The sequence below is a fragment of the Micromonospora sp. WMMC415 genome (assembly GCF_009707425.1).
Lineage (GTDB): Bacteria > Actinomycetota > Actinomycetes > Mycobacteriales > Micromonosporaceae > Micromonospora.
Genome location: NZ_CP046104.1, coordinates 2,817,476 through 2,839,719, shown reverse-complemented (window position 1 = coordinate 2,839,719; position 22,244 = coordinate 2,817,476). Strand labels below are relative to the sequence as shown.

The following is a 22,244-nucleotide window of genomic DNA, read 5'->3' as shown; positions in this document are numbered from 1 at the left end:
GCGTGGAAACGGCGAGGGCCCCGCCCCGGCGATCTGTCGATCGCGGGGACGGGGCCCGTCGTCAGCGACGGCTCCGGGCGCTGCGGCGTCAGGCGCGCCGAGCTGGAGTTGTCGTGAGGGTCACTTGCCGCCGGCGAGCTTCTCCCGCAGCGCGGCGAGCGCCTCGTCGGTGGCGAGGGTGCCGGCCGGCTCCTCGGCCTGCCGGCTCGGGGCCGGGCTGGTCGTGGTGGTGGTGCCGGTGGCCGGAGCCGGGGCGGCGGCCGCCTCGGCGTCGGCGGCGCGGGAGGTCTGCACCTGCTTCTGGTGGGCCTCCCAGCGCTGGCGCGCCTCGGCGTACTGCTGCTCCCAGGTCTCGCGCTGCTTCTCGTACCCCTCGAGCCACTCGCCCGTCTCCGGGTCGAAGCCCTCCGGGTAGATGTAGTTGCCCTCGGCGTCGTAGGTCGCGGCCATGCCGTAGAGGGTCGGGTCGAAGTGCTCCTCGCCCTCGACGAAGCCCTCGTTGGCCTGCTTCAGCGACAGCGAGATCCGGCGACGCTCCAGGTCGATGTCGATGACCTTGACCATGACCTCGGAGCCGACCTGGACGACCTGCTCCGGGATCTCCACGTGGCGCTCGGCCAGCTCGGAGATGTGGACCAGGCCCTCGATGCCGTCGTCGACCCGGACGAACGCGCCGAACGGCACCAGCTTGGTGACCTTACCGGGCACGATCTGCTGGATCGCGTGGGTGCGGGCGAACTGCCGCCACGGGTCCTCCTGGGTCGCCTTCAGCGACAGCGAGACCCGCTCGCGGTCCAGGTCGACGTCCAGGACCTCGACCTCGACCTCCTGGCCCACCTCGACGACCTCGGACGGGTGGTCGATGTGCTTCCAGGACAGCTCGGAGACGTGCACCAGGCCGTCCACGCCGCCCAGGTCGACGAAGGCGCCGAAGTTGACGATCGAGGACACGACGCCCTTGCGGACCTGGCCCTTCTGGAGCTTGTTGAGGAACTCGGTGCGCACCTCGGACTGCGTCTGCTCCAGCCAGGCCCGGCGGGACAGCACCACGTTGTTGCGGTTCTTGTCCAGCTCGATGATCTTGGCCTCGAGCTCGCGGCCGACGTACGGCTGCAGGTCACGCACCCGCCGCATCTCGACCAGGGAGGCCGGCAGGAAGCCGCGCAGGCCGATGTCGAGGATGAGGCCACCCTTGACCACCTCGATGACCGAGCCGCGGACGACGCCGTCCTCGTCCTTGATCTTCTCGATCGTGCCCCAGGCGCGCTCGTACTGGGCGCGCTTCTTCGAGAGGATCAGACGCCCCTCCTTGTCCTCCTTCTGGAGGACAAGGGCCTCGATGTGGTCGCCGACCGACACCACCTCGGCCGGGTCCACGTCGTGCTTGATCGACAGCTCCCGAGAGGGGATGACACCCTCGGTCTTGTAGCCGATGTCGAGCAGGACCTCGTCCCGATCGACCTTGACGACGGTGCCTTCGACAATGTCGCCGTCGTTGAAGTACTTGATGGTCTCGTCGATCGCGGCGAGGAAAGCCTCCTCGGAACCGAGATCGTCGACGGTGACCTTGATGGCGCTCGAGGGGGCCTCGATGCTGCTCGTCATGTGGGCGGTTGCTCCGGTCGGATGGGTTGTCATCACGGACGTGGGCCGCGGTGACCTGTTCGCGCCAGCGGATCCGCCGCCGGGCACACCCTACGATCGCTGATGGGGATCATGATGTGGCTCCGTCGACCGCGCACCTGCTCCCTGCCGAGGCACACGATCCGCGAGCGCATCGTCTAGCCTACCCGCTGCATTACCACAGCGTGCAAGCCCTCCCACCTCATCGCTACCTCGTCAGCTGCGAAAGCGGAGATTTCAGCCCGAACTCGCCTCGGGTGTCACGCGAGTCACACCGGCCCCACCGGGCAAGGGTAGGGCGTGGTCGGGGGGCCGAGGACCGACGCGCCGACGGCCCCGCCGGCCGCGGGCGCCGGGTCGCCGCCTAGCGTGAGCGGGTGGACGACGACAGCCGGGTGGCCCGCCGCACCGTCGGCGACGCCGAGGCGCGCCGCGCCAACCGCCGCTGGTGGGACGGCGACGCCGACGCGTACCAGGCCGAGCACGGAGCCTTCCTGGGCGAGGTGGACTTCGTCTGGTGTCCCGAGGGGCTGCGCGAGGCGGACGCGCGCCTCCTCGGCGAGGTGTCCGGGCGGCGGGTGCTGGAACTGGGGGCCGGAGCCGCCGCCGCGGCCCGGTGGCTGGCCACGCAGGGAGCCCGGCCGGTCGCCCTGGACCTGTCCGCCGGCATGTTGCGGCACGCGGCGCTCGCCGCCGGCCACACCGGGGTACGCGTACCGCTGGTGCAGGCCGACGCGCTCGCCCTGCCGTTCGCGGACGCCGCGTTCGACGTGGTGTGCACGGCGTTCGGCGCGGTCCCGTTCGTCGCGGACTCGGCTGCCGTCATGCGGGAGGTCGCCCGGGTGCTGCGTCCCGGGGGGCGCTGGGTCTTCTCGGTGACCCACCCGATGCGCTGGATCTTCCTCGACGATCCGGGCGAGCACGGGCTGACCGCCGTGCACTCGTACTTCGACCGCTCCCCCTACGTGGAGCAGGACGAGCACGGGGTCGCCACGTACGTCGAGCAGCACCGCACGCTCGGCGACCGGATCCGGGAGCTGGTGGGCGCGGGCTTCCGGCTGGTCGACCTGGTCGAGCCGGAGTGGCCGGAGGGGCACGAGGGAATCTGGGGCCAGTGGAGCCCGCTACGGGGGCGGCTCTTCCCCGGCACGGCCATCTTCGTCACCGAGAAACCGCCCACCTGAGAACCGGACCCGCGGGGACCGGACGCCTGAGAACCGGACCCGCGGGGACCGGACGCCTGAGGACCGGACCCGCGGGGACCGGACGCCTGAGGACCGGACGCGCGGGGACCGGACGCGCGTGAGGGCGCGGGCGGGCGGCGGTCCGGGCCCGGGGCCGACGGCGCGGAGCCGGCCGGGCGAGACCGGTCAGGCCCCGGCGGCGGTCGTTTCCGCCGATGTCCTCCGGGTACCCGGACGGCATGGCCAAGCAGGAGTTCCGCGAGGGTGACCACGTGTCCTGGGCCAGCCACAGCGGCCGGGCCCACGGCGTGGTCAAGGAGAAGCTCATCGACCGGACGCATGTACGCGGGCACACCGTCGACGCGTCACCGGAGGACCCGCAGTACCGCATCCGCAACGACCACTCGGGGCGGGACGTCGCCCACCGGCCGGAGGCGCTGCGCCATGAGCGGCGGTGACCAGGACCGGGACACCTACCGGGAGTTCACCGAGGCGGTGAACATGAAGCCCCGCGAGCTGTCCACGTGGCTGGAGACCGACGAGTCCAAGCACGTCGGCTGGCGCCGGAAGGGCGCCAAGAGCGGCGAGTCGGTCGGCCACGAGTCCGGCCGGAAGATCATCGACCTGTTGCGCCGTAAGCGTGGCGACCTCTCCGAGGCCGACTACAAGCACATGCGCAAGGTCGTCGGCTACGTCCGCCGGCACATGGCTCAGCGGCCCAGCGGCGACGTCCGCGACACCCGGTGGCGGTACTCCCTGATGAACTGGGGGCACGACCCCCTGAAGGGACCGCTTCCGCCGCCGGGCGGCCCGTCGAGGAAGGCGCTGGAGCGGCGCGGGGCCCCGCCGAAGGAACGCCGGGGCCCGGGCCGGTAGCCGGCGGGGTCAGTGGTCGGCGCTGTTCCAGTCGCGGCCCTCGCCGACCGAGACCTCCAGCGGCACCGACAGCGGGTACGCCCCACCCATCTCGCGCCGGACCAACGCCTCCAGGGTCTCCCGCTCGCCGGGGGCCACCTCGAAGACCAGTTCGTCGTGCACCTGGAGCAGCATCCGGGAGCGCAGCCCGGCCTCGCGCAGCGCCGTGTCGACGTGCAGCATCGCGACCTTGATGATGTCGGCGGCCGAGCCCTGGATCGGGGCGTTGAGCGCCATCCGCTCGGCGATCTCCCGCCGCTGCCGGTTGTCGCTGACCAGGTCGGGCAGGTAGCGGCGGCGGCCGAGGATCGTCTCGGTGTAGCCGTCGTGGCGGGCCCGGGCCACGACCTCCTGGAGGTAGTCGCGCACCCCGCCGAACCCGGCGAAGTAGTCCTCCATCAGGCCACGCGCCTCCTCGGTGCTGATCCCGAGCTGCTGGGAGAGGCCGAAGGCGCTCAGCCCGTACGCCAGGCCGTAGTTCATCGCCTTGATCTTGCGCCGCTGGTCGGCGGTGACCGCCTCGACCGGGACCTGGAACACCGACGAGGCGGTGGCGGCGTGGAAGTCGGCGCCGGAGTTGAACGCGTCGATCAGGGCGTCGTCCGACGACAGGTGCGCCATGATGCGCATCTCGATCTGGCTGTAGTCGGCGGTGAGCAGGCACTCGTACCCCTCGCCGACCACGAAGGCCCGGCGGATCCGCCGGCCCTCCTCGGTGCGGATCGGGATGTTCTGCAGGTTCGGTTCGGTGGAGGAAAGCCGGCCGGTCGCCGCCACGGTCTGGTTGAACGTGGTGTGGATGCGGCCGTCGTCGGAGACCGACTTGAGCAGACCGTCCACGGTGGTCTTGAGCTTGGCCACGTCGCGGTGGCGCAGCAGGTGCGCGAGCACCGGGTGCGGATTCTGTGCGTGGAGCCACTGGAGGGCGTCGGCGTCGGTCGTGTAGCCGGTCTTGATCTTCTTGGTCTTGGGCAGACCCAGCTCGCCGAAGAGGATCTCCTGGAGCTGCTTCGGCGAGCCCAGGTTGAACTCCCGCCCCACCGCCTCGTACGCGCCCTGCGCGGCGGCCTTCACCTCGGCGGCGAAGTGCGCCTCCAGCTCGGACAGGTACTGGGTGTCGGCGGCGATGCCGGTGCTTTCCATGGCGGCGAGGACCCGCATGAGCGGCAGCTCCACCCCGGCCATCAGCCGGGCGGACTGCTCCCCGTCGCGCGACAGCTCGGCGTCGATGGCGTCGGCCAGGTCGAGGGTGGCCCGGGCCCGGAGCATCAGGTTCTGCTCGGCCTCGCCGTCGTTGCCGAGGCCGTCGAAGGTGAGCTGGCCGGTGTCCGGCGTGTCGACCCGCAGCTCGCGGTGCAGGTAGCGCAGGGCCAGGTCGGTCAGGTCGTACGACCGCTGGTCGGGCCGGGCCAGGTACGCGGCGATCTGCGTGTCGCGGGCGACACCCTCCAGTGACCAGCCGTGCGCGGCGAACGCGAGCACCGCCGGCTTGCTGTCGTGCAGCACCTTGGGGCGGGTCCCGTCGGCGAGCCACCCGGCCAGGGCGGACTCGTCGGCGGCGTCCAGCCGCGCCGGGTCGAGCCAGGCGCCGGCGCCGGCCGCGGTGGCCAGGGCGATGCCGGTCACCGAGGCGGTGTGCCGCCGGTTGGGGCCGGTGTCCAGCGTGACGGCGACGCCCACCGCGGCGCCGGCCGGAGCGTGCGTTCCCAGCCAGGCGGCGAGCGCCCCCGGCTCGGACAGCACCTCGCCGGCGAGGTCGAAGCCGGCCTCCGCCTCCGGCTCGACGGCCTCCAGGTACTGGTAGAGCCGGTCGCGCAGGATGCGGAACTCCAGCGTGTCGAAGACCTGGTGCACCGCCTCCCGGTCCCACCCGGCCCAGCGGGCGTCCTCGGGACGCAGCGGCAGCTCCAGGTCGGACACCAGGCAGTTGATCTCGTAGTTGCGGATCACGTCGGCGAGCCGCTCCCGCAGGCTGTCGCCGGCCTTGCCCTTGATCTCGTCGGCGCGGGCGACGACGCCGTCCACCCCGCCGTACGCGGTGATCCACTTGGCGGCGGTCTTCGGGCCGACACCCGGGATGCCGGGCAGGTTGTCGCTCGACTCGCCGACCAGCGCGGCCAGGTCGCGGTAGCGCTCCGGCGGGACGCCGTACTTCGCCTCGACCGCCGCCGGGTCCATCCGCGCCAGGTCGGACACACCCTTGCGCGGGTACAGCACCGTGACGGCGTCACCGACGAGCTGGAACGCGTCCCGGTCGCCGGTGGTGATCAGCACCGACATGCCCTGGTCCCGGGCCTGACAGGCGAGGGTCGCGATGACGTCGTCGGCCTCGTAGCCCTCCTTCTCGACGACCGGGATGCGCAGCGCCGCCAGGACCTCCTTGACCAGGCTGACCTGGCCCTTGAAGTCGGCCGGGGTCTCGCTGCGGCCGGCCTTGTACTCCGCGTACTTCTCGGTGCGGAAGGAGCGCCGGGACACGTCGAAGGCCACCACGATGTGGGTCGGCTGCTCGTCACGCAGCACGTTGATCAGCATGGAGGTGAAGCCGTAGACCGCGTTGGTCGGCTGGCCCGTCGTGGTGGAGAAGTTCTCCACCGGCAGGGCGAAGAACGCCCGGTAGGCCAGGGAGTGTCCGTCGACGAGGAGCAGGCGCGGCGTCGTAGCTGTCACGGTGGCGACTCTAGTCCGTACGCCCGACAATCCCCGCCCCGACATGGTCGGCCCGCGCCCGGCGCCCGGCCCGCCCCTCCCGGCGAAGCCGCAGCTTGCGGCCGGGCGGGAAGGGAACGGGAAGCGCCGCCGTCGATGCTGGCGGCGGACGTCCACCGTCATCGGCCGGCCCGGTGCCGGCGACCCGCCCGGCCGGAGGGTCATTCGGGGGCGGGCGGGCCCGACGCGGTCCGCCCGCAGCACCCTCCGCCGTCGGCGCGGCGCGGGTCGGCCCGGCAGGGGCCGGCCCCGCCGGCGCCGATCACCCGCGGTCCCCCGACCACGACTAAACTCGCGGCGAATCCCGTTCGCCGCGCCGCAGAGGACGTCGTTGGAGCTACGCCTGCTCGGTCCCGTCGAGATCCGGCACCACGAGCGGCCCGTCGCTGTTGGTCGCCGCATGCACCGCCTCCTGCTGGGGCTGCTCGCCCTGCGGGCCAACACGGTGGTGTCGACCAGCGAGCTGGTCGACTCGCTCTGGCCCGCCCGCGCCCCGCGCACCGCCCGGGCGATGGTGCACTCGCGGGTGTCCGAGCTGCGCGCCGCGCTGACCGCCGCCGGCGTCGACGACGACCGGCTCGCCATCCTCACCGACGGTGCCGGCTACCGCGCGATGCTCGACCCCACGACCGTCGACGTGCACGAATTCCGGCGCCTGGTGGCGCGGAGTCGCGCCGCCGACGACGCGCTCGGCTGGCCGGAGCGGCGGGACATGTTGCGCGAGGCGGTCGCCCTGTGGCGTGGGCCCGCCTTCGGCGGATGGATGCCACGCCAGCCGCCGCCACCCGAGGTCGAGTCGCTCGAGGACGCCCGCCTGACCGCCCTGGAGCAGCTCTACGAGGCCGAACTGAACGCGGACACCGATGGCGGTGTGCTCGTCGAGCGGCTGGGCCCGCTCGCGGCGCAGCACCCCAGCCGGGAACGCTTCACCCTGCTGCTCATGCGCGCGCTCGCCGCCAGCCACCGGCCCGGCGACGCGCTTCGCGCCTACGACCAGCACCGCCGCTGGCTCGCCGCGGAGCTGGGCGCCGACCCGGGAGACGAGCTGCAGCAGCTGCACCTCGAACTGCTGCGCGCCGTCACCCCGGGCGGTTCGGCGGCTGCCGCCGCTCGGCCCGCGCCCGACCCCGCCGTCCCGCCCGGGCCGGCCGAACTGCCCGCGGAACCGGCCGGCTTCGTCGGGCGCAGGGCCGAGCTGGCGCGCCTCGACGCCGCCGTGGACGAGGGCGGCGCCCGCACCCTCGCGCTGGTCGGTCCGGCCGGCGTCGGCAAGACCGCGCTCGCCCTGCGCTTCGCGTACGCCCGACTGCGCCGCCGGCCCGCCGCCCACCTGTACGCGGACCTCCGCGGCGGCGCCGACCCGGTCGCCCCGGCGGCGGTGCTGGAACGGTTCCTCCGCGCCCTCGGCGTCCCCGGCGACGCCGTCCCCGCCGACGTGGAGGAACGGGCCGCCCGCTACCGGTCGGAGCTGGCCAGTCGGCCGGTGCTGGTGCTGTTGGACAACGCCGCCTCCTCCAGTCAGATCCGGCCGCTGCTGCCCGGTGCCGGCGACAACCTGGTGCTGATCACCAGCCGGCGCCGCCTCGACGGCCTGGTGGCCACCCAGGGCGCCACCCAGCTGGTTCTCGCCCCGCTCGCCGAGTCCGACGCCCACGACCTGCTCCGGCAGGGGCTCGCCCCCGAGGCCTCGGACGAGCGGGCGGAGCTGCGCCGGGTCGCCGAGCTGTGCGATCGGCTGCCGCTGGCGCTGCGGATCGCCGCAGCGCGGCTGGGCGCGCCCGGTGGCGGCGCAGCCCTTGCCGGGCAGCTCGCCGCCGAGGGCGACCGGATCGGCCTGCTGACGGCGGAGGACGTCTCGGTGCGCGCGGCGCTGCAGGTGTCCCTCGCCGCGCTGGACGGCCCGAGCCGCCGGATGTTCCACCTGCTCGGCCTGCATCCGGGGCGGCTTCCCAGCACCGACGCGTGCGCGGCGCTGGCCGGGCTGCCGCTGGCCGCGACCCGCGACCTGCTCGATAACCTGGCCGTGTTCCACCTGGTGCAGGCGCTCGGCGACCGGCACCAGATGCACGACCTGGTCCGGCTGTTCGCGGCCGAGGGGGCCGCCGCCGACCCGGCCGCCGCGTCGGCGGCGCTCGAGCGGGTGCTCACCTTCTACCGGGACGCGACCGCCGCGGCCGACCGCGTCCTGCGCCCGGCGGAACGGCCCAACTTCGACACCACCGAAGCCGCCATGCGGTTCGCGGACCTGCCGGCCGCGCTGGCATGGCTGGATGCCGAGGCCGACAACCTGGTGGCGGCCGTCGAACGGGCCGAGACGGAGCATCCGCGGCTGGCCTGGCAGATCGCCGCGGCCATGTACGGCTGGCTGTTCCGCCGCCACCAGCGCGACCACTGGGTCGACCTGTACTCGCGCGGGGTGCGGGCAGCCCGGCAGGTCGGCGACCATCGGGGCGAGGCCCTGCTCAGCGGCCGGCTGGCGATCCCGCTCAGTCTGCTGGGCCGGCACGACGAGGCGGCCGGCCACTGCACCCGCGCGTACGAGCTGCGGGTCGCCGGGGGCGACCGGCTGGGCGCGGCGACAGCGCTGCTGAACCTCGCGGCGATCGAGAACAACGCTGGCCGCCCAGCCGAGGCGATCCGACGGCTCACCCAGGCCGAAGAGCAGAGCCGGTCCCTGCCGGACGCGGGCCACCTGCGCGCCCTGGTCGCCAGCAACCTGGGCGAGGCCCACCAACTCGCCGGGCGGTTCGCGCCGTCGGTCGAGCACTACCGCACGGCGTTGGCACTCGCCGAGGCGCACTGCGGAGACCGGGACGTCGCGGAGATTCTGGTCGGGCTGGCCCGTACCCACCGCCGCGCCGGCGAGCCGCGCGAGGCCCTGCGCCTCGGCGAACGTGCCGTCGCGCAGGCCCGGCAGGCCGGGGACGTGCTGATCGAGGCCGAGGCGCGCGAGGAGATGGGCCGCGCCCACCTCGCCCGTGGAGAGCACGGCCGCGCCCTGACGGAACTGGCGACCGCGCTGGAGATCTACCGGGAGAAGGGCCACCGGAGCACCGCGGACCTGGCCCGCCAGGTGGCGGGACTGACCCGGACGGCGGCGCTCTGAGCGCCTCCCGGACAGCGCGGACCGGCCGGTGGTCGTCGCCACCGGCCGGTCCGCGGCACGGGTCAGGCCACGCCGAGGTACGCCTCCTTGACCGCCGGGTCGTGCAGGAGCGCCTCGCCGGTGCCCTCCTTGACGATCCGGCCGGTCTCCAGCACGTACCCCCGGTGGGCCCGGGAGAGCGCCTGCTGGGCGTTCTGCTCCACCAGCAGGATCGTGGTGCCCTGCTCGTTGATCCGCGTGATGATCTCGAAGATCTGCTGGATCAGCTTGGGGGCGAGCCCCATCGACGGCTCGTCCAGCAGCAGCAGCCGCGGACGGGCCATCAGGGCCCGGCCGACCGCCAGCATCTGCTGCTCACCGCCGGAGAGCGTGCCGCCGGGCTGCTTGCGCCGCTCGGCCAGCCGGGGGAACAGGTCCAGCACCATGCCGAGATCCTTGTTGATCTCGCTCCGGTCCCGGCGGGTGTACGCCCCCATCTCCAGGTTCTCCAGGACGGTCATGCCGGGGAACACGCCCCGGCCCTCGGGCGCCTGCCCGATGCCCCGGATCACCCGCAGGTCGGCGCGCATCCGGGTGACGTCGGTGCCGTCGAACACGATCGAGCCCGACGCGATCGGCCGCAGGCCGGAGATCGCCCGCATGGTGGTGGTCTTGCCGGCGCCGTTGGCGCCGATCAGCGCCACCACCTCGCCCTCGTTGACGTGCAGGCTGATCCCGTGCAGCGCCTGGATCCGCCCGTACAGCAGGGTCAGGTCCTTGATCTCAAGCAGCATCGGTCGGCACCCCCAGGTACGCGGCGATCACGTTCGGGTCCTCCCGGACCTCGGCCGGCAGGCCCTCGGCGATCTTCTTGCCGAACTCCAGCACCACGATCCGGTCGGTCACACCCATCACCAGCCGCATGTCGTGCTCGATCAGCAGGACCGTGACCCCCTGGTCACGGATCTTGCGGATCAGGCCCAGCAGCTCCTCCTTCTCCGCCGGGGTGAAGCCGGCGGCCGGCTCGTCCAGGCAGAGCAGGGCCGGGTCGGTGGCGAGGGCCCGGGCGATCTCCAGCCGCCGCTGCTCACCGTACGACAGGTTGCGGGCCAGGTCGTCGGCACGCCGCTCGATGCCGACGAAGCGCAGCAGCTCGCGGCCCTTCTCCCGGCCCTGCTTCTCCTCGCGCCAGTGCCGGGGCAGCCGCAGCATCGCGGAGATCACGCTGGTCTTGTGGTGGACGTCCGCGCCCACCATCACGTTCTCCAGCGCGGTCATCTCCGGGAACAGCCGGATGTTCTGGAAGGTACGGGCGATGCCCGCCTTGGTGATCCACGACCGTCGCTTGCCGCTGACCCGCTCCCCCTTGAACCGGATCTGGCCCTCGGTGGGGCGGTAGACGCCGGTCATCGCGTTGAAGCAGGTCGTCTTGCCGGCGCCGTTCGGGCCGATCAGACCGAGGATCTCCCCCTTGTACAGGGTGAAGGTCACGTCGTTGAGGGCTACCACGCCGCCGAAACGCAGCGTGACGTGGTCGACCTCCAGCAACGGCTCCCGCCCGGCGGCGTCCGGCGCGGCCGGGGTGACCTCGGCCGGTTCGGCCGGGCCCTTCTCCGGCGGGACGCCGACCGTGCTCCGGCCGTCGGCGACGATGTCCCGGTCGCTCGACTTGTCGCGTTCGCTACTCATTCGCGGCTCATTCACTGGGCACCGTCTCCTGGGGAACCGCTTCCTTGCGCCGGTCGGCGAACTCGGCCGCCCGCCGCCGGTTGGGTACCAGACCCTGGGGCCGGAAGATCATCATGACGATGATGACCAGACCGAACACGAGGATCCGGTACTCGGCCGCGTCGAACTCGACGCCGACCAGGTCGCCGACGCCCCGCAGCCACTCCGGCAGGTACCAGGTGAGCGCACCGCCGACGATGGCTCCCTTGATGTTGCCGGCACCACCCAGGATGACCGCCGCGAGCACCAGGATCGAGCTCTCCAACAGGAACTGGTCTGAATTGATGAACGTCTGCTTGCCGGCGAACACCGCACCGGTGAGACCGGCGACCGCGGCACCGATGGCGAACGCCCACAGCTTGTACTTGAACGTCGGCACGCCCATGATCTCGGCCGCGTCCTCGTCCTCGCGGACGGCGATCCAGGCCCGGCCGACCCGGCTGTTCGCCAGGTTCCGCACCAGCAGGATGACGACGAGGATGAGGGTGAGCATCAGCCAGTAGTACGGCTTGGCGTCCACCACGCCGAACAGCGGCTTGCCGTCGGCCCCGGTGCCCGGCGGGTGCGGGATGTCCGGGATGCCCCGCTGACCCTGGAGGACGCCCTCGTTGCGCGCGGCGTAGAGCCGGATCATCTCGGCGAAGCCGAGCGTCACGATGGCCAGGTAGTCACCGCGAACGCGCAGCGTCGGGCCGCCGAGGAGGACACCGGAGATCATCGCCACCATGACCGCCAGCGGCACCGCCGCGAGCCACGGCCACTCGGTGCCGAGACGGCTCTCCGGCGACGTCAGCAATGCGACGGTGTACGCGCCGAGCGCGTAGAAGCCGAAGTACCCGAGGTCGAGCAGACCGGCGAAGCCGACCACGACGTTGAGCCCGACGGCCAGCAGCACGAACACGGCGGTGTCGAAGAGCACGCCGGCGAAGTCCGACCGGGTGGTGTAGAAGGCGAAGTACTCGCTGCCGATCGGGAAGCCCAGGTACTCGTAGAACCAGCGGTTGGGCAGGATGTACAGGAAGACGACCAGGGCCGCCAGGGCCGCCCAGCGGACCTGCTTGGGCAGGTGCGACCAGCGCGCCTTCATCCGCGAGGTCTTTCCGTTCTCCGCGGTGGCGGTCATGCGCGCGCCCTCCCGAGTGATTCACCGAGCAGACCGGTCGGCCGGAACATCAGCAGGACGACCAGCAGCACGAAGCCGGTGAAGTCCTTCCAGTCCCCACCGAACAGGCCCACGGCGTAGTTCTCCGCCATCCCGAGCAGCAGACCGCCGAGCAGCGCACCGCGCAGGTTGCCGATGCCGCCGAGCACCGCGGCCGCGAAGGCCTTCAGGCCGAGCAGGAAGCCGACGTTGAACTTGGTGTAGCCGAAGTTACTCACGTCCCACAGCAGCGCCGCGACACCGGCCATCAGGCCGCCGAGCACGAAGACCAGCAGGATGACCCGGTTCTTGTTGACGCCCATCAGCGCGGCGGTGTCCGCGTCCTGGGCGACCGCCCGGATACCGCGACCCAGCCGGCTGCGGTTCACGAACTGGTCCAGGCCGACCATCATCACCAGCGTCACACCGAGGATGATCAGCTGGATGTTGGTGACCTCCGCGCCGAAGATGGTGAAGAGCGTCTTCTGGGGCACCAGCGTCGGCATGCCGAACGGGGCGCGGTTGGTGCCGATACCGAACGACTCGGCGAGCACGAAGGACGCGCCGATCGCGGTGATCAGGAAGGCCAGGGGCGGTGCATTGCGCTTGCGCAGCGGCCGGTACGCCACCAACTCCACCGTGACGGCCGTGGCCGCCGAGGCGAGGGCCGCCATGACGAGCCCCGCCACCAGGGCGATCAGCAGCGGGCCGATGGCCGGTGCCGGGCTGTTCTGGTTGTAGCCGAGGGCCTCCCAGGTCCACAGGGCGGTGAAGGTACCGACCATGAAGACCTCGGAGTGGGCGAAGTTGATCAGGCGCAGCACACCGTAGACGAGCGTGTAGCCGAGGGCGATGAGCGCATAGATCGCGCCCTGCTCCAAACCGGTTATCGTCAGCGCCGGGAAGTTTCCGATGAGCTCATCAAAGTTCAAGTGGGGCTCCAACTGTGCGGCCAAACGGAGCGGCCGGGAGCAGAACTCCCGGCCGCACCGTGGGTATCCCGTAACGGGACCGGTTACCCGGTCAGGCCTTGGGGATCTCGACGTCCGGGACGACCTTGCCGGCGTTGACCTTGAACGCCCAGACCACGACCTGGGCCGGGTCCAGCTCACCGGTGTCGGTGAACTTGTAGGTCACGCCGGTCGCGGTGCCCGCCTTGTTGTACGACTTGATGAAGGACAGCAGGTCGGCACGGGTGGCCTTACCCTCCTTGATGCCCTCCAGCATGACCTTGGTGACGTCGTACGACACGTCGGCGTAGGTGCCCGGCTCGGCGTTGTCGAACGCGGCCTTGTAGTCGGTGAGGAAGCTGCCCTTGGCCGCCGTGGCCGGAGCGCACGGGCAGGTCAGGACGGTGCCCTCGGCAACGGCGTCGCCGGCGACCTTGATGAAGTTGGCGTCGTTGACACCGTCACCGGCCACCATGGTGCCGGTCCAGCCGGCACCCTTGAGCTGCTTGAGCAGCAGGCCCGCCTCGGTGTAGTAGCCACCGAAGAACAGCACCGTCGCGCCACTCGACTTGATCTTGCTGACCACGGCGGAGAAGTTGGTCTGCTTGACCTGGATCTTGTCCTCGCCGGCCACCGAGCCGAGGACCTTCTTGACCTCGTCCACCAGGCCCGCGCCGTACGCCGACTGGTCGTCGACGACGTAGACCTTCTCGGCCTTCATGACGTCCTTGATGTACCGACCGGCGGCCGGGCCCTGCGAGGTGTCGTTACCGACGCCCCGGTGGAAGATCTTCCAGCCCTTGGTGCTCAGGCTCGGCCGGGTGGCCGACGGGGTGATGATCGGCAGACCCGCCTCGTCGAAGATCGGGTCGGCCACCTCGGACTCGCCGGAGAACGCCGGGCCGACGACGCCGACGACCTTCTGGTCACCGACGGCCTGCTGGGCGAGGGCCGGGGCCTTGGCCGGGTCACCCTGCGAGTCGTACTCCTCCAGGTTGACCTTGCAGTCGGCGTTCTCCTTGTTGTACTGGTCGATCGCCAGCTTCGTGCCGTTGCGCATGTGGATACCGAGACCGGCGGCGTCACCGGTCAGCGGGCCGAAGAAGCCGATCTTGAGGTCGCACGCGGCGTTGCTGCCGCCACCCTCGCTACCACTGTCAGCCTTGCAAGCGGCCGCGCCGCCGAACACCAGCGCGCTGATGGCGACGCCACTCAGCACCCGTGCGAGCTTCTGCCTCACGGCTCGTACCCTCCTCCATCCCAATGGTCCGAACCACCCGGCGCCGATTGGCCCTTGCGCGGGCGGCCGAACCAGACCGTCGTCGCCGGTCTGGGGCCGGACGTTATCCCACCGTTGAGCTGTGACGTAAGCCCCAGGGGAGTGGGTTGACCGAACCGTTACACGCCGTGCCTGATCGGAAACGATCGCTGTAAGAACCTTCAGTTGTGAAAGCTTTTCACCTTCGTTTCGTCGGTAACGAGCGAAAGTCGTTAGACCAGCTACCGACCGACCGTCGGCACCCGCCCCCACCAGGCACGGGACCCTTTTCCGTCATCCTCCACCAACAGCAATCGATCTCCATCGGAAGCCACCGCCACCGCCGTGTCACCGGTGTCCGGAACCGCCCTCGGCAACGCCATCGCCCGCCACGAATCTCCCAGATCGGGCGAGAGCCACAGGCCGTGCCCGCCCGCCCCGCGCGTCGCCGCCACCAGGCCCCCACCGGCCACCGCCAGACCCCCCACCGACCGCACCCCGGCGCCGGCGGCGCCGAACGCCCCCGCCCACCGCCACCCGTCCGCCGTCGACCGCCACGCGCCGAAACCCGCCGCACCCGCCGGGCCCACCGCCACCGGCCCGCCCCGGGTCGCCACCACCCGCTCGGCCGCGCCCGATCCGGCCGGCCCGCCCGGCAGCTCCGCCCGCCGCCACGCGCGGCCGTCGGCCGACGTCCACGCCACCGGGCGCGACCCCGCCGCCGCCAGCACCGACCCCACCACGAGCCACCCCGACGGTACGGCCACCGCGTCCTCCGCGGCCGTCCGCCCGCGACCGTCGCCCGCGAGCTCCGGCGCACCCTCCACCAGACTGAACGCCGACGAGTCCGGCGAGATCCACACCGCCGCCCCGGCCACCCGCGAACCCACCACCAGCCAGCCCCGCGGACCCGCCACCATCCGGCCGACGCGCACCGCCCGCGGCCCACCGAACTGCTCGAACGGCGCCGGCACCTCGCGCAACACCCCGTCCGGGCCCTGCGTCCAGGTGCCGACCCGGGGATTGCCGTGCACTCCCCCGCTCTTCGACCCGACCGCCGCCACCCGCGACCCGCGGCACGCCACCGACGACAGCACGTGCTGCTCGCCGGAGAGGCTCGACGGCACCAGCGTCAGCGGCGTGAAGGCCACACCGTCCGCACTCGTCCACGCCGCCGGCCGGGTGCCACCCGCCGTGTCGGCGACGCCACCCGCCACGTACCACCGGCCCCCGCAGGACGCCGCGGCACGCAGCAGCAGCCGCCCCGGACGGCCCGGCGGGACCGGCAGGGTCAGTGGCGCCCAGGCCGGCGTGAGCGCGGGCTCCGGCCGCTCGACGGGCCTCGGCCGCTCGCAACCGGCGACCAGCACCACGGCGGCGAGCACCAGGGCCACAAACACCGTCGTCAGCCGCCGTACGGACACGGATCCGATGCTATCGATCCGGCGCGGTTACCGGACCGGCCGGACGGCGGGGTCCTCAGGTGGCCGGGCGGGCCACCTCGCCGCCGGCGGTCTCCGCGAGGATCCGCTCGGCGACCTCCTTCATGGTCATCCGGTGGTCCATCGCGGTGCGCTGGATCCACTTGAACGCCTGCGGCTCGGTCATCCCGTACGTCGTCATCAGCGCGCCCTTCGCGCGCTCGACCGTCTTGCGGATCTCCAGGCGGTCGGTCAGGCCGGCGACCTCCGCCTCGAGGGCGGCGATCTCCGAGTACCGCGACAGGGCGATCTCCACCGCCGGGACCAGGTCGCTCTTCTGGAAGGGCTTCACCAGGTACGCCATCGCGCCGGCGGCCCGCGCCCGCTCCACCAGGTCCCGCTGGCTGAACGCGGTCAGGATGATCACCGGGGCGATCCGGGCGCCGGCGATCCGCTCGGCGGCGGCCAGCCCGTCCATGATCGGCATCTTGATGTCGAGGATGACCAGGTCGGGCTTCAGCTCCTCGGCCAGCCGGACGGCGGTCTCACCGTCGCCGGCCTCGCCGACGACCTCGTAGCCCTCCTCGGCGAGCATCTCGGCGAGGTCCAGCCGGATGAGCGCCTCGTCCTCGGCGATCAGTACGCGCCTGCGCTCGGCGTCCGTCTGCGTCTCGGCCACGAGCCACTCCCACCAGTCTGAACCCGACACCCGACCGACCGGGCGCCACGCCCCATAGCGTAGTGGGTACTCTATGAGGCGCCACCAAGGCGTTCCGCGAGGAAGTCCCCGTATTCCAACCGGTAGAGAAACGGAGCTCAAACCTCCGACAGTGTGGGTTCGAATCCCACCGGGGACACCACATTGTCGCACGCTTGTTCGAAGATGCCCGTGTGCATCCACCCCACGTACGCGCCGGCGCGCGAACGCTGTACCTGGGCGGCGCGACCGTCGCGGAGGTCGCACGGAGCGTAAGCCTGCCCTATTCGACCGTGCGCTACTGGTGTAAGGATCGACCAGAGCCGAAGCAACTGGGCACCGCCGCCCGCTGCTTCCGCTGCCGCCCGGACGTCGACGATCCGACAGATCCCACGAGCTACACGTACCTGCTGGGCCTCTACCTCGGCGACGGCCACCTGGTGACGTCGGCCCGGGTACCGGTGCTTCGCGTCTCCTGCAGCAACAGTTGGCCGGGCCTCATCGACGCCTGCGACGCGGCGATGCGGGCGGTCCTGGCGAACAAGGTCCAGCGGGTCGCGCACCAAGGCTGCGTCAGCGTCCAGAGCTACGGCAGGCACTGGCCGTGCCTCTTCCCGCAGCACGGGCCGGGCGAGAAGCACCGACGCGCGATCGTCCTCACAGACTGGCAGCGCGAGATCGTGAGAGCCCGTCCGGGCGATTTTCTCCGGGGCCTCCTCCACTCCGACGGCGCGCGGTTTGCCAACCGGGTGAAGGTGCGCGGCAAGGAGTACGTCTATCCGCGCTACATGTTCACGAACGAATCCACCGACATCATGGGGCTCTGCCAGTGGGCCCTCGACCTGCTCGGCATCGCCTGGCGGATGAACCGCCGAAACTCACTCTCAGTCGCCCGCCGGGAGGCGGTTGCCGCCCTCGACGTGCACGTCGGCCCGAAGTACTGACGGGAAGTCAGCCGATCGTGGCGAGCGCCGCTGCCAGGTCCTCGCGCAGGTCCTCCGGGTCCTCCAGGCCGACCGAGAGCCGCAGCAGCCCGTCGACCGGCTTGGCCTCTCCCTGCACCGGCCGGTGGGTGAGCGACGCCGGGTGCTGGATCAGCGTGTCGACGCCACCGAGCGACACCGCGTGGGTGATGAGCCGGCAGGCACCGGCGACGGCGGCCGCGGCGGGCGCGTCACCGCGTACCTCGAAGGCGAGGAGGCTGCCCGGGCCGGCCATCTGGCGGCCGACGAGCCCGGCGGGGTCGTGCAGCGAGGGGTGGTGGACGCGCGTGACGGCGGGGTGGTCGGCGAGCCAGGCGGCGAGTTTCTCGGCGCCGGCCTGCTGGGCGCGGACGCGCAGCGGGAGGGTCTGGAGGCCGCGGTGGGCGAGGTACGCGCCGAGGGGGTGCAGGATCGCCCCGGTGAGCGCCCGGACCTGCCGGAGCCGGGCGGCCCAGTCGGTGTCGCAGGCGACGACGCCGGCGAGGACGTCGCCGTGGCCGCCGATGCTCTTGGTGGCGCTGTGCAAAACGAGGGTGGCGCCGTGCCGGGCGGGCTGTTGGAGCACGGGCGTGGCGACGGTGTTGTCGACGAGCAGCGGCGCGGGCCCGGCGGCGCGGGCGAGGGCGGCGATGTCGACGAGGTCGAGGGTGGGGTTGGCGGGGGTCTCGACGAGGACGAGCGCGGTGTCGGGGCGGACGGCGGCGGCGACCTCGTCGGGGCGGGCCCAGGTGATGTCGGTGCCGAGCAGGCCGGTGGCGAGGACGTGGTCGGTGCCGCCGTAGAGGGGGCGGACGGCGACGAGGTGCCGTTTCCCGTCGCGGGTGGCGGCCAGCAGGGTGGCGGTGAGGGCGGCCATGCCACTGGCGAAGGCGACGGCGTCGGTGGTGGCTTCGAGTTCGGCGAGGGCGGTTTCGAAGCGGGCGACGGTGGGGTTCCACAGCCGCTGGTAGACGGCGGTGCCGCCGGGTGGGAGGGTCCCGCCGGTGGCGAGGGTTTCGTACGCGTCGCCGCCGGTGTCGACGGAGGGCAGCGGGTTGGTGGTGGAGAGGTCGATGGGCGCGGCGTGGACGCCGAGGGCGGCGAGGTCGTCGCGGCCGGCGTGCACGGCTCGGGTGTCCACGGTCGTCATGCCGGGAAGGATCGAACATGTGCGGCATGAAGGGCAATAGGCGCGAACATGATTCGGGAAGGCGGCTAGCCAGGGCCGTGCGATTCGGGAGAGGATGGCGGCATGCCCCTTGCACCGAACGATGTGCGGCCGTACGCGAGCCTGGACGACACCGACCGCGCGATCCTGGCGGAGTTGGCCGCGGACGGCCGACTGCCGAACAACGCCCTCGCCGAGCGGGTGGGGGTGGCGCCGTCGACCTGTCTGGCGCGTACCCGGGCGTTGCGGGAGTGCGGGGCGATCCGGGGGTTCCACGCGGAGGTGGACCCGGCGGCGGTGGGCCTGCCGTTGCAGGCGCTGGTGTCGGTGCGGCTGTCGGCGCACGACCGGGCGGTGGTGGACGCGTTCCGGGCGCGGTCGGTGCGGCTGCCGGGGGTGGTGTCGGTGTTCCACGTGGCGGGCGCGGAGGACTACGTGCTGCACCTGCGGGCGGCGTCGGCGGACGCGTTGCGGGACTTCGTGCTGGACCATCTGGCGGTGGATCCGGCGGTGCAGCACACCCAGACGAGTCTGATCTTCGAGCAGGCGCGCGGCGTGGGTTAGGCCACCGCCCGAAACAAACGGGACGCGGCGCGGGTTGGCGAGGGTTGTGATCGACGTACCGTTGGCTGTTCTTGATCTTGCTCCGGTGGCGCGTGGCGCGAGTGCCGGGGAGGCGCTGCGGCACACCACCGAGCTGGCCCGCCGCACGGAGGAGCTCGGGTACCACCGGTTCTGGGTGGCCGAGCACCACAACATGCCGGCGATCGCGTCGTCGGCGCCGGCGGTGCTGCTGGCGCACCTGGCGGCGCAGACGAGCACGATCCGGCTGGGCTCGGGCGGGGTGATGCTACCCAACCACGCGCCGCTGGTGGTGGCCGAGCAGTTCGGCACCCTGGAGGCGCTGCACCCGGGCCGGATCGACCTGGGTGTCGGGCGCGCGCCGGGCACCGACCAGGTGACGGCGCTGGCGCTGCGCCGGACGATGGAGGGACTGTCGGCGGAGGGGTTCCCCCGGGAACTGGCGGACCTGATGAACTACTTCACCGGTGCGGATCCGGGGCCGATCACGGCCACGCCGGGCCTGGGGCAGCGGCCGGTGGTCTGGCTGCTGGGCTCCAGCGGGTTCAGCGCCCGGTTGGCCGGGCTGCTGGGTCTGCCGTTCTCGTTCGCGCACCACTTCAGCGCGCGGAACACGCTGCCGGCGCTGGCGCTGTACCGGCAGAGCTTCCGGCCGTCGCGGTGGCTGGAACGGCCGTACGCGATGGTGGCGGTGAACGCGGTGTGCGCGGAGACCGACGAGCGGGCGGAGTGGCTGGCCGGGCCGGCCGGGCTGTCGTTCCTGAAGCTGCGTTCGGGCCGTCCGGAGCCCCTCGCCACGCCGGAGGAGGCGGCGGCGTACCCGTACACGGAGCTGGAGCGGGAGTTCGTCGCGCAGCGCCGGGAGGGGCAGGCGACGGGTTCGCCGGAGACGGTCCGCCGCCAGCTCGGTGACCTGCTGGAGCGGACGGGCGCGGACGAGCTGATGCTCACCACGCTGGTCTACGACGTGGCCGACCGGGTGCGGTCGTTCGAGCTGATCGCCGAGCGGGTCGCCGGTGGACTGCGCCGGAACTCCTGAAACACGATCTTCACGCCGACGTCACTCCCGGGACGCGCGGCGCGCATAGCTTGGGTTCCGGTGGTGGTACGGCACTCCCGGTCGGGACGGGTCGGGGGTGCCACGGTGTGGCGCACCGGGTCGGAGTCAGCGGTTCCGCGGCTCCGGCCCGGTGCCTCATTCTTTCCGGTCAGCGCAGGTGGATGTCCGGGATGGGTGGTGGGGTCATGCCGGCCCCGAGGAAGAAGCTCGTCTGCGACTCCGCGCAGCAGGGGTGCCAGAGCAAGCGCCTTCTCGACACGATCGGTCGCCGTCCTTGCCTCCGCCCCGCCATTCTTGATCCACTCGCGGGATGGCTGCGCACATGACCCCCGAGGAGTTCCGCCGCGCCGGGCACGCCGTGGTGGACTGGATCGCCGACTACTGGGCCACGCTGCCCGAACGCCCGATCACCTCGGCGGCCCCGCCCGGCACGGTGGTCGCCGCCCTCCCGGACGGGCCGCCCGAGCGCGGTGAACCGGTCGAGGCGGTCCTCGCGGACCTCGACACGCTGGTCACGCCGCACCTCACGCACTGGCAGCACCCGGGCTTCTTCGGCTACTTCCCGGCCAACACGTCCGGCCCGAGCGTGCTCGGCGACCTGGTCAGCGCGGGGCTGGGCGTGCAGGGGATGCTCTGGGCGACCGGGCCGGCCTGCACCGAACTGGAGACCGCGATGCTGGACTGGCTCGCCGACCTGCTCGACCTGCCGAAGCGGTTCCGGTCCGCCGGCGCCGGCGGCGGCGTCATCCAGGACTCGGCCTCCTCGGCGACCCTGGTGGCGACCCTGGTCGCGGTGCACCGGGCCAGCGGCGGCCGGTGGCGGGAGGGCGGCGTCGACCGCCGCTACCGCGCGTACACGTCCACCCAGGGCCACTCGTCGATCGAGAAGGCCGCGCGGATCGCCGGGCTGGGCACCGACGGCGTCCGGGCGGTCGAGGTGGACCCGGAGACGCTCGCCATGTCACCGGCCGCGCTGCGGGCCGCCGTCGAGGCGGACCGGGCCGACGGGGTGGTGCCGGCCCTCGTGGTCGCCACCGTGGGGACCACCTCCACCACCGCCGTGGACCCGCTGCCGGAGATCGGCGCGATCTGCGCCGAGTACGGCATCTTCCTGCACGTGGACGCCGCGTACGCGGGCGCCGCGGCGGTCTGCCCCGAGCTGCGGTTCGGGCACGCCGGCCTGGAGTACGCCGACTCGTACTGCTTCGACCCCCACAAGTGGCTGCTCACCGGGTTCGACTGCGACGCGTTCTGGGTGGCCGACCGGGGCGAGCTGACCGAGGCGTTGACGGTGCTGCCGGAGTATCTGCGCAACGCGGCCAGCGAATCCGGCGCGGTGATCGACTACCGGGACTGGCAGGTGCCGCTGGGTCGCCGGTTCCGGGCGTTGAAGCTGTGGTTCGTCCTGCGCTGGTACGGGGTGGAGGGCCTGCGCGCGCACATCCGGTCGGGGGTGGCGCTCGCCACCCGGTTCGCCGACCGGGTACGCGCCGACGAACGGTTCGAGCTGGCCGCGCCGCACCCGTACTCGCTGGTCTGCTTCCGGCTGCGGGCCGACGACGCGGTCAACGCCGAACTGCTCGCCCGGGTGAACGCGACCGGCCGGGTGCACCTGACGCACACCAGCGTGGCCGGCCGGTACGCACTCCGACTGGCGGTCGGCTCACCCCAGACCACCACGTCTCACGTCGACGAGGCCTGGACCCTCCTGACGGAAACGGCCACCACCCTCCTCCCCCACTGACGCCCGACCCGGCCCGA

Annotated in this window: 18 protein-coding genes and 1 tRNA gene; 9 read left to right on the top strand and 10 right to left on the bottom strand. The window is 72.3% G+C overall.

The genetic code is table 11. The features are described from left to right. Positions 1–120: 120 nt before the first annotated feature. Positions 121–1,605: a 30S ribosomal protein S1 gene (rpsA, locus tag GKC29_RS13680; RefSeq protein WP_155331200.1), complete on the bottom strand. Its 1,485-nt coding sequence runs from the start codon at positions 1,603–1,605 to the stop codon at positions 121–123. A 395-nt stretch (positions 1,606–2,000) separates the two neighbouring features. On the opposite strand from rpsA, the gene GKC29_RS13675 reads away from it, so the two are divergent. The 3 genes from GKC29_RS13675 (at position 2,001) to GKC29_RS13665 (ending at position 3,683) form a co-directional block, all read left to right on the top strand. Next, positions 2,001–2,807 (top strand): class I SAM-dependent methyltransferase, encoded by an 807-nt coding sequence (locus GKC29_RS13675; RefSeq protein WP_155331199.1) that lies wholly within the window; start codon positions 2,001–2,003, stop codon positions 2,805–2,807. Positions 2,808–3,046: 239 nt separating this feature from the next. Further along, a complete protein-coding gene (locus GKC29_RS13670; protein WP_155331198.1) occupies positions 3,047–3,265 on the top strand; it encodes a DUF2945 domain-containing protein in 219 nt (72 codons plus the stop codon). Next, complete coding sequence (locus GKC29_RS13665; RefSeq protein ID WP_155331197.1) at positions 3,252–3,683, top strand: DUF3140 domain-containing protein; 432 nt, start codon at positions 3,252–3,254, stop codon at positions 3,681–3,683. Before GKC29_RS13670 ends, GKC29_RS13665 begins: the two co-directional genes overlap by 14 nt. Positions 3,684–3,692: 9 nt before the next feature. Here GKC29_RS13665 and polA read toward each other — a convergent pair whose 3' ends face one another. Next, complete coding sequence (gene polA, locus GKC29_RS13660; protein ID WP_155331196.1) at positions 3,693–6,392, bottom strand: DNA polymerase I; 2,700 nt, start codon at positions 6,390–6,392, stop codon at positions 3,693–3,695. A gap of 370 nt (positions 6,393–6,762) precedes the next feature. On the opposite strand from polA, the gene GKC29_RS13655 reads away from it, so the two are divergent. Then, on the top strand, positions 6,763–9,537 hold the full coding sequence (locus GKC29_RS13655) for a BTAD domain-containing putative transcriptional regulator (protein ID WP_155331195.1): 2,775 nt from the start codon (positions 6,763–6,765) through the stop codon (positions 9,535–9,537). A 62-nt stretch (positions 9,538–9,599) separates the two neighbouring features. Here the strand turns inward: GKC29_RS13655 and GKC29_RS13650 are convergent, their stop codons facing one another. The 7 genes from GKC29_RS13650 to GKC29_RS13620 form a co-directional block, all read right to left on the bottom strand. After that, the gene (locus GKC29_RS13650; protein ID WP_155331194.1) at positions 9,600–10,310 is read right to left on the bottom strand and encodes an ABC transporter ATP-binding protein; all 711 of its coding nucleotides are present in this window, start codon (positions 10,308–10,310) and stop codon (positions 9,600–9,602) included. Further along, the gene (locus GKC29_RS13645) at positions 10,300–11,205 is read right to left on the bottom strand and encodes an ABC transporter ATP-binding protein (protein WP_155331193.1); all 906 of its coding nucleotides are present in this window, start codon (positions 11,203–11,205) and stop codon (positions 10,300–10,302) included. The genes GKC29_RS13650 and GKC29_RS13645 overlap by 11 nt, the downstream gene beginning before the upstream one ends. A 7-nt stretch (positions 11,206–11,212) precedes the next feature. Then, positions 11,213–12,331, bottom strand: coding sequence for a branched-chain amino acid ABC transporter permease (locus GKC29_RS13640; RefSeq protein ID WP_230689069.1), 1,119 nt, complete (start codon positions 12,329–12,331; stop codon positions 11,213–11,215). A 32-nt stretch (positions 12,332–12,363) separates the two neighbouring features. Beyond that, positions 12,364–13,317 carry a branched-chain amino acid ABC transporter permease gene (locus GKC29_RS13635; RefSeq protein WP_155331191.1) on the bottom strand — a complete coding sequence of 318 codons (954 nt, stop codon included), beginning with the start codon at positions 13,315–13,317 and terminating at the stop codon, positions 12,364–12,366. A gap of 91 nt (positions 13,318–13,408) precedes the next feature. Continuing rightward, positions 13,409–14,575, bottom strand: coding sequence for a branched-chain amino acid ABC transporter substrate-binding protein (locus GKC29_RS13630; protein ID WP_155331190.1), 1,167 nt, complete (start codon positions 14,573–14,575; stop codon positions 13,409–13,411). A 260-nt stretch (positions 14,576–14,835) separates the two neighbouring features. After that, complete coding sequence (locus tag GKC29_RS13625) at positions 14,836–16,017, bottom strand: hypothetical protein (RefSeq protein ID WP_155331189.1); 1,182 nt, start codon at positions 16,015–16,017, stop codon at positions 14,836–14,838. A gap of 55 nt (positions 16,018–16,072) precedes the next feature. After that, positions 16,073–16,693: an ANTAR domain-containing response regulator gene (locus tag GKC29_RS13620; RefSeq protein ID WP_155331188.1), complete on the bottom strand. Its 621-nt coding sequence runs from the start codon at positions 16,691–16,693 to the stop codon at positions 16,073–16,075. A 104-nt stretch (positions 16,694–16,797) separates the two neighbouring features. Between GKC29_RS13620 and GKC29_RS13615 the strand changes: the two genes are divergently transcribed. Then, a tRNA-Leu gene (locus tag GKC29_RS13615) sits at positions 16,798–16,874 on the top strand. Positions 16,875–16,887: 13 nt separating this feature from the next. Next, entirely contained in the window at positions 16,888–17,655 is a 768-nt protein-coding gene (locus tag GKC29_RS13610) for a transcriptional regulator (RefSeq protein WP_230689024.1), read from the top strand. Between the two features lie 7 nt (positions 17,656–17,662). Here GKC29_RS13610 and GKC29_RS13605 read toward each other — a convergent pair whose 3' ends face one another. Further along, the gene (locus tag GKC29_RS13605) at positions 17,663–18,823 is read right to left on the bottom strand and encodes a PLP-dependent aspartate aminotransferase family protein (RefSeq protein ID WP_155331187.1); all 1,161 of its coding nucleotides are present in this window, start codon (positions 18,821–18,823) and stop codon (positions 17,663–17,665) included. A gap of 102 nt (positions 18,824–18,925) precedes the next feature. Here GKC29_RS13605 and GKC29_RS13600 point away from each other — a divergent pair, with 102 nt between their 5' ends. The 3 genes from GKC29_RS13600 to GKC29_RS13590 all read left to right on the top strand — a co-directional run bounded on the left by GKC29_RS13600 (position 18,926) and on the right by GKC29_RS13590 (position 22,227). Beyond that, positions 18,926–19,405, top strand: a complete 480-nt coding sequence (locus tag GKC29_RS13600) for an Lrp/AsnC family transcriptional regulator (RefSeq protein WP_155331186.1) — start codon at positions 18,926–18,928, stop codon at positions 19,403–19,405. A gap of 46 nt (positions 19,406–19,451) precedes the next feature. Next, on the top strand, positions 19,452–20,462 hold the full coding sequence (locus tag GKC29_RS13595; protein WP_196255868.1) for an LLM class flavin-dependent oxidoreductase: 1,011 nt from the start codon (positions 19,452–19,454) through the stop codon (positions 20,460–20,462). Positions 20,463–20,793: 331 nt separating this feature from the next. Further along, the gene (locus GKC29_RS13590; protein ID WP_230689023.1) at positions 20,794–22,227 is read left to right on the top strand and encodes a pyridoxal-dependent decarboxylase; all 1,434 of its coding nucleotides are present in this window, start codon (positions 20,794–20,796) and stop codon (positions 22,225–22,227) included. The last annotated feature ends 17 nt before the right edge of the window (positions 22,228–22,244 follow it).